Here is a 5,211-nt window from a genome sequence, read left to right as displayed (position 1 = left end):
TGGCAGAATCGAGTTGTGCTTCTATCAGCTTAAGTCTTTTTTCTACAAAACCAAGGGTGTTGGAAGCCAGTTGGGTCTTGTCAGCTATAGAAACTTTATTGTAAACAAACATGAGGTTATTCAATATGGCCTCCCCACGTTCAGGACTCTCGTCCCTGATTTTTAGTGTTATAACGGTAGACAATTTGCTCACCGGTGATACGTCGATAATATCAGATAAAGATTTAGCTTTTTTGCTTACGCTAACGAGTGTAAAATAGTATGAATGGTTTTTTGCAGTGGTATCCTTGTACAGCGGATTTGATTTAAACCGTGCTATGCCCCAGGGAGTTTTAGACCACAGGTTTACCGGGTAATCCGTTTTGTTGACTGTAACAAGGTTAGTTGTTGGTGAGTAGGTGAAGTCAACATGAGGGGTTTCAGTCAGGGAATCCGGACTGCTCAATTCAAGGCTCACGGGACAGGTGGCGTATGCGGATTTGGCAGCAAACCCGGTTTTTTCAAAGATGGGTGCGTATAAGGCCAGCTCTTTTACTACTTCGGTAACTATAGTACGCGAGCGGATAATTTCAGTCTCGTTCTCAACAATCTTTTTTGAGTTCAGCGGATTGAGTGATTCCATCACCTTTGAGTCATCGAGTCCTTTCTTCTCATCTTTTATGAGAATAGTGGCAGTAGACTCATACATAGGAACGGTGGTACGCAGGTACAAATAAGCAACGCCCACTCCGCAAATCATGAGAAATGCAAACAAGGGCCAGTAAGGCCAGTAGCGGAAGAAGAACTGCTGGATCAGATTCTTATCAGCAGTTTCAATTCCATTGTTCGCCGAGACCTGCATTTTTTTCATGTAACGTAATTTATTTGATCAGTCTGTCCAGTAACACAATCACTACTGTTGTTGCTGCAATAAACGCTGGCAGCAACTGCCTGAAATTACTAACGCTGGCAACTTTGTTTTTATCAGGCTCCACGTAAATAACGTCATTCGTCTTCAGGTAATAAAAGGATGACGTAAGAATGGCCGGTGAGTTTAAATTAATACGCCGGATTATTTTTTTGCCACCTTCCTCTCTTATTAATAAAACATTATCGCGTTTGCCGTAAATAGTTAGATCCCCTGCCAGCCCAATAGCTTCCAGTACACTGATTTTTTCGTTGGGAACTGTGATGACGGTAGGTTTGCCTACTTCACCGAGAACGGTTACCCTGAAATTTAAAAAACGTATAGTTACCAATGGATCTACCAATAGTTTTCCGGTCTTCAGGCTGTCAGTGATTACTTCTGTCAGCTCTTTGATAGTAAGGCCGGCGGCTTTGATATTACCAAGTACAGGAAATTGGATGACCCCATCTTCATTAACAAGGTATCCTACGGTTTGCATAGCCGATCCGTTGGCACCGGCAGATATGGTAGTAGGAAGTGAAGGGGCATTATAGATTAAGGATGCTTCAGCATTTAAGCTGCTTACATAAATACCAAGCAAATCATTTTTATTAATGATGGGTTGTGCCGGCTCAGGTGTGTTGAATGCACCGTTTTGGATGTCATTGAAATAAGTCGTCTTCCTTGTATTGATGCAGGAGGTTGTAATTAAATACAAGCCTAATGCGCAAAAGCAGGTCAAAAACCTAAAGTGTTTCCATACGCCGGTAGCATAACCCATAGTTATTAATAAATATGTTTTGTCAATAAATTATGGTAGCAACTGTTAGAAAAGGCTTTCTTAGAAATGGTCCTGAAGGCGAAAGGGATAGTGGATACGAAAGCACATTGGAAAGATAGTTTTAGAAGCCAATTGCGTTATTACTAACCTAGAGGAGCATCAAAAAAATTTCGGTTTGTAAGACAGTCCGCTCAATATTTCCCATCAACCGACTTTAAAACTATGACGCAAAGAAACTCTTTTTTTTCTAAAAAACAAAGGTAAAAGCACTCAATTATATAAATAATCTTTTAGTGTGTATGTAGCTTTAAATGAACCGCTTATAATGCAAAATAGCCTCCCGGGGGAAGCTTTTTGTAATTATGTTCAGCAGCAAAAATTTATGAAAAATAACCAGGCCTTAACTGACTGGCATTTATTTGATCACTTTGTTCATCAGCTTTCGGCCCGATGAAGCAATATTCTCGGCGTTGCCAGCCACTGCCTTCGCAACTCCAAGCTCAACTACCGTGCCTATTGCCTTCTTAATAACACTGGAGGAACCCGCCACGAATAACTTTTTAGAAAGAAATCCTGCAGCAAGTCCCGCTGCTCCCCGAAGTACATTTTTTCCAAATCCGGGCGCTTTCACAGTGGATCTAAATGTACTTTTAATAAGGTTGGTCGGTTTAAGGCTGGTCATAAGGGTACCAGCGGAATACTTAAGATCCTGCTCCATCTGGCGGGAGCGCGCTTCGAGCGCAAGAATTTCTAAACGCAATTCGGCAGCGGTATATTGATGGGTCATTGCGCAGTTTTTAATACTTTGTTGATAATAAAGTTTGCTACCGGCGTTTTAACCAGGCTTACCTTATTAACCTTAAAAATAATACCGGCAATACCATAAATCCCCGCGACGATAAAAAATCCATAATAGGATTTTCCCAGCCATTCACCAATCAGCAAGGCCAGTCCCACACTAAAGATCAACAGGAAGAAAGTGGTGAAGATCATCACGACCAGCATAGACGCCGCATCTGACAATGTATCGGAAGTTTTATCCGCAATTTTTAGCTTCAATAGCTTGGCCTTGGTTTCCGCATAGTCTCCTGCCTTCGAGAATAATGTTTCAATCTGCTCGGGAATAGCTTCCATCGTAAAGGTTTTATAGTATGCCGGTATGTATATATATTAATGTTGTCTAGAATCAGGAAAGCGAATTTTTCGCTTCATTTTTCAATGAGTTAATCCGTGATTTGCCCTTCTCTTCCAGGTCGTCAGCCTGAGATCTTATACTGCTGTATGAATCCTTGATACCATCGATGAAATCGCTGAACGAACCTTTTAATGAATCGCCCAAATCATTCGTTTTCTGACCAATTTTTTTGCGCGTTTCTGAGCCTTTATCTGGGGCCAGCAAAATGCCCGCTAAAGCACCTACTGCTGCGCCTGCTAAAAATCCGAGAAGAGTTTTTGTGTTAGCCATAATTGTAATTTTTATATTAGTAATCTGTACTCTTTCCACTCATCTTCCAAAACACTGCCAAACACCAGCAACAGGCACCTGACGCCCGTAAAAAGATTCTGTTGTGGTAAACTGTATTGCTTGTATTTATTATTACTCAGATGATTTTATACCTTGGGTACATAATTCCCCACGACTAACCGAAAAATCTTTTCATTTGGCTAAAAAAAAGAGATCACAGTTACTCCGAATTCTGGCTTTTCTATGCTATGCCTGCATTTGCTATTGGTAGCATTATTATCAGGTTCGGATTGGCACAATTCTATAATATAAACCGATACACCCCTTAACTAAACAAATTCACAATCACCCAAATTAACACCGCTATTTACTTGCCTGTGTGGCTGTAAATATTAAAACAATTACCGTAGGATTTATGCAGAATGGAACAATGCTCCAGTACTTTCATTGGTATTACCCACAGGATGGAAGCTTATGGAATAAATTAAAAGACGATTCGGAAAATTTAGCAAAGATTGGTATCACTTCAGTTTGGCTCCCTCCCGCTTTCAAAGCCAATGCAGGTGGTGTAAGTGTTGGGTACGATGTATATGACCTGTACGATCTTGGGGAATTTGACCAAAAGGGTTCCGTAAGAACCAAGTATGGTACTAAGCAGGAATACAAAGACGCCATAGCAATCGCACAAAAGTCCGGCTTGCAGGTTTACACGGATATTGTTCTGAATCATCTGGCGGGTGCAGATGAATCTGAAAAAGTACTCGCCAGAAAAGTTGACCCTGAGAACCGTACGGCGTTTATATCGGATCCCTATGATATTGAGGCTTTCACCAAGTTCACGCATCCGGGCCGTCACAATGTTTATTCCGACTTTATTTGGGATCACCAATGTTTTTCGGGCGTGGATTATGATAATCTGACTGGTGAAACTGCCATCTACAGCATTATCAACCAATATGGAGAAGGATGGGAAGAAGTTATAGATGAGGAAAAAGGTAATTATGATTACCTGATGTATACTGATATTGAATTCAGAAATCCGGCCGTAAGAGAAGAGTTGAAAAGATGGGCTGATTGGTACTACCAGGAGATCAAATTTGACGGGGTTAGACTGGATGCTGTGAAGCATATATCGCCTTTATTTTATAATGAATGGCTGGATTATATACGCCAAAGCACCGGTAAAAACCTTTTTGCAGTAGGAGAATACTGGGCACCTGGCAATCTTCCCTTACTCCTGAAATATATCGAGGTCACAGATGGAAGAATGTCTTTATTTGATGCCGCCTTACACCACAATTTTCATCAGGCTTCACTGTCGGGTAAGGACTATGATCTCACTAAGATTTTTGAAAACTCGTTGGTGGGCGTTCGGCCCGATTTGGCAGTGACGGTGGTAGACAACCACGACACACAACCGCTTCAGGCATTGGAGGCTCCGGTAGAGCCCTGGTTCAAGCCGATTGCGTATGCATTGATACTTTTACGCGAGCAAGGTTATCCATGTGTTTTTTATCCTGATATATACGGTGCAACTTATACTGACAAAGGCCGGGACGGGAATGATTACGAAATATTTTTACCGGGTTGTGAAAATATAGACAAGTTGCTGGAGGCAAGAAAAGATAAGGCATATGGCCTTCAGCGTGACTATTTCGATCATGGAAATTGTATTGGCTGGACGCGCGAAGGTGTAGACGAAATGCCTTCATCAGGTTGTGCCGTTCTACTATCTAACGGAGATGCCGGATTTAAAAGAATGGAAATGGGGGATAGAAATAAAGGAAAGGTATTTGTTGATATGTTGAAGAAGGTAAAGGGGACCGTTAAGGTAGATAATGACGGATGGGCTGAGTTTACATGTTTGCCTGGCACCGTTTCAGTTTGGATTGAAAAGCCAACGAGAAAAACAAAGGCAAAAATCACCGCTTAACAAATTCGCTATAATTATTTTTTATGGATCATATTTTCTATCTGCAGTTAGAAAACGACGTTTACTCTGCCCAGGCTACTGCTATTCATCATCCCTTTCACCAGCTATATCATGTAGTGTTTGAAGATGGATATGAAAACATATTT

At 41.2% G+C, this 5,211-nt stretch carries 6 protein-coding genes; 1 reads left to right on the top strand and 5 read right to left on the bottom strand.

Going from position 1 to position 5,211, the window contains the following annotated elements; genetic code table 11:
• The 5 genes from ACE5CV_RS12690 to ACE5CV_RS12670 all read right to left on the bottom strand — a co-directional run.
• Positions 1-850: Wzz/FepE/Etk N-terminal domain-containing protein (locus ACE5CV_RS12690; RefSeq protein ID WP_374950548.1), on the bottom strand; the 850-nt coding region annotated here is incomplete at its 3' end.
• 10 nt (positions 851-860) lie between these two features.
• Positions 861-1,667: a polysaccharide biosynthesis/export family protein gene (locus tag ACE5CV_RS12685; protein WP_374950547.1), complete on the bottom strand. Its 807-nt coding sequence runs from the start codon at positions 1,665-1,667 to the stop codon at positions 861-863.
• A 415-nt stretch (positions 1,668-2,082) separates the two neighbouring features.
• A complete protein-coding gene (locus ACE5CV_RS12680; protein WP_374950546.1) occupies positions 2,083-2,454 on the bottom strand; it encodes a hypothetical protein in 372 nt (123 codons plus the stop codon).
• On the bottom strand, positions 2,451-2,801 hold the full coding sequence (locus ACE5CV_RS12675) for a phage holin family protein (RefSeq protein WP_374950545.1): 351 nt from the start codon (positions 2,799-2,801) through the stop codon (positions 2,451-2,453). The genes ACE5CV_RS12680 and ACE5CV_RS12675 overlap by 4 nt, the downstream gene beginning before the upstream one ends.
• A 52-nt stretch (positions 2,802-2,853) precedes the next feature.
• Complete coding sequence (locus tag ACE5CV_RS12670) at positions 2,854-3,132, bottom strand: YtxH domain-containing protein (RefSeq protein ID WP_374950544.1); 279 nt, start codon at positions 3,130-3,132, stop codon at positions 2,854-2,856.
• 379 nt (positions 3,133-3,511) lie between these two features.
• Here ACE5CV_RS12670 and ACE5CV_RS12665 point away from each other — a divergent pair, with 379 nt between their 5' ends.
• Positions 3,512-5,065 (top strand): alpha-amylase, encoded by a 1,554-nt coding sequence (locus tag ACE5CV_RS12665; RefSeq protein ID WP_374950543.1) that lies wholly within the window; start codon positions 3,512-3,514, stop codon positions 5,063-5,065.
• Positions 5,066-5,211: the final 146 nt, after the last annotated feature.

Origin of the sequence: Mucilaginibacter sp., from assembly GCF_964263795.1 — a bacterium.
In the GTDB taxonomy this organism is placed as follows: Bacteria; Bacteroidota; Bacteroidia; order Sphingobacteriales; family Sphingobacteriaceae; genus Mucilaginibacter.
The sequence above is the reverse complement of the archived record's forward strand: the minus strand, read 5'-3'. Positions and strand labels throughout refer to the sequence as shown.

Excerpts from the sequence above, each read along its gene's own strand:
- ACE5CV_RS12685 (WP_374950547.1), bottom strand. The coding sequence starts at position 1,667 with ATGGGTTATGCTACCGGCGTATGGAAACACTTTAGGTTTTTGACCTGC.
- ACE5CV_RS12680 (WP_374950546.1), bottom strand. The coding sequence starts at position 2,454 with ATGACCCATCAATATACCGCTGCCGAATTGCGTTTAGAAATTCTTGCG.
- ACE5CV_RS12675 (WP_374950545.1), bottom strand. The coding sequence starts at position 2,801 with ATGGAAGCTATTCCCGAGCAGATTGAAACATTATTCTCGAAGGCAGGA.
- ACE5CV_RS12670 (WP_374950544.1), bottom strand. The coding sequence starts at position 3,132 with ATGGCTAACACAAAAACTCTTCTCGGATTTTTAGCAGGCGCAGCAGTA.